Source organism: Nonomuraea sp. NPDC050783, from assembly GCF_040802095.1.
Lineage (GTDB): Bacteria > Actinomycetota > Actinomycetes > Streptosporangiales > Streptosporangiaceae > Nonomuraea.
The window spans coordinates 1-1,679 of sequence record NZ_JBFAHK010000066.1 but is presented as its reverse complement, the minus strand read 5'-3'; the positions used below and the strand labels follow the sequence as shown (position 1 = coordinate 1,679).

At 67.5% G+C, this 1,679-nt stretch carries 2 protein-coding genes; one reads left to right on the top strand and one right to left on the bottom strand.

What is annotated here, in order from left to right; translation table 11 throughout:
• A partial coding sequence (locus tag AB0H75_RS50155) for an ArsR/SmtB family transcription factor (RefSeq protein WP_367809186.1) occupies positions 1 to 257 on the bottom strand: 257 nt, incomplete at its 3' end.
• Positions 258 to 384: 127 nt separating this feature from the next.
• On the opposite strand from AB0H75_RS50155, the gene AB0H75_RS50150 reads away from it, so the two are divergent.
• Positions 385 to 1,314, top strand: a complete 930-nt coding sequence (locus tag AB0H75_RS50150; protein WP_367809184.1) for an alpha/beta fold hydrolase — start codon at positions 385 to 387, stop codon at positions 1,312 to 1,314.
• The last annotated feature ends 365 nt before the right edge of the window (positions 1,315 to 1,679 follow it).

Sequence of the window (1,679 nt, the reverse complement as noted above, 5' to 3'; positions counted from 1 at the left end):
GTCTCCAGATCGTCGCGGCGCAGCGTGAGGTAGAGCTTGCGACCGGCGCGGCGCTGGCGGATCACGCCGCTCTCGCGCAGGGCTCGCCAGTGGTGGGTCATGCTCGACTTGGGGACGTCGGGCATGATCTCGCCGCAGAACCTCTCTTCTCCGGAGGCAAGAGCCCGTGCGATGTCGAGGCGGACCGGATGCCCGAGGGCGGCGAGCACATCGACCAGCTCAATCTCCTGGATGTCGGGATGATGCAGTACGGCCATGCCTACCACTGTACGCGATTTTCGTACAATCTCTGCCGGCTACTTGACACCTTCCGTACGACTGTACGAGCATCTCGTATGAACAAACGGTACGAAATTACCGTACGGTCGAACGACAAGGAGCCCCATGAACACGTCCCTCACCGATCCCCTGCACGACCCCGAGCTCGCGCGTTCGCTGGATGGAGCCTTCTCCAGCCGCCACGCCGAGGTGAACGGAATTCGTCTGCACTACGTCCAGGGCGGCAGCGGTGAGCCGCTGCTCCTGCTCGGCGGGTGGCCGCAGACCTGGTGGCAGTGGAACAAGGTCATGCCTGCGCTGGCCCGCCACCACCGGGTGATCGCCGTGGACCTGCGCGGCATGGGCGGCTCGGACAAGCCTGCCGGCGGCTACGACAAGAAGACCATGGCGGCCGACGTCCACGCTCTCGTCCGCCACCTGGGCCTGACGACCGTCAGCATCGCCGGCCACGACATCGGCGCCATGGTCGCCTACGCGTTCGCGGCCAATTATCCCGAGGCGACCACCAAGATCGCGCTGCTGGACGTCCCCCACCCCGACAAAACGTGGTCCACGTTCGGCCTGCTCCCCGAGCCCGACCAGCACGTCGAGTCGGTCATCGAGACCGGCGCCCGCTCCTACCTGTGGTGGTTCGCCTTCAACCAGGTCCGTAACCTGCCTGAGCAACTGCTGGAAGGCCGCAGCCGGCTGCTGGTCGACTGGCTTTTCAACCGTCAGGCCAAGGACCCGAACTCTGTCGACGAGCGGTCCCGGCGGGTGTACGCCCACGCCTACTCCACCGCCGACGCCGTACGTGCGGGCAACGGCTGGTACCAGAGCTTCACCCGCGACATCGACGACGAGCAGACCTATGGGCGGGTGACCACGCCGATCCTCGCCCTCGGCGGGGACAAGAGCAACTACGCCTTCCTGCGTGAGCTGATGCCGTCCAAGGGCACGGACGTCCAGGTGATCGAGGTGGCCGACTGCGGCCACTACATCCCCGAGGAACAACCCCAGGCCGTCATCGACGCACTGACCGCCTTCCTCGGCTGACAGCGCGATTCCCTTCGCAGCGGGCCCTCGACACGGTCACGCCGACCTCGTCCAGGGTTCGCAGGCTGCTTGATCGGAGCATCCATGCCCTTCCTCCACCGGACGCCCGACCGGCCCCCCGGCCACCCCGATCGCCTCCGCCCGTACGCACCGGGCGGCGCGCGCTCCTCGTCCTGGGCGTCGTGCTGACAGCGGCCAATCTGCGCCCCGCCATCGCGGCCACCGCGACCATCCTGGAGCCAATCAGCCCTGGAGCCAATCAGCAGGGACCTCCACCTGCCGGGAGCCGCCGCCGGAGCGCTGACGACTCTTCCCGCGTTGTTCTTCGGCCTGGCGGGCCCGGTGGCACCACTGCTGGCCCACCG

Coding starts and splice junctions, on each gene's coding strand:
- AB0H75_RS50150 (WP_367809184.1), top strand. CDS start 385: ATGAACACGTCCCTCACCGATCCCCTGCACGACCCCGAGCTCGCGCGT.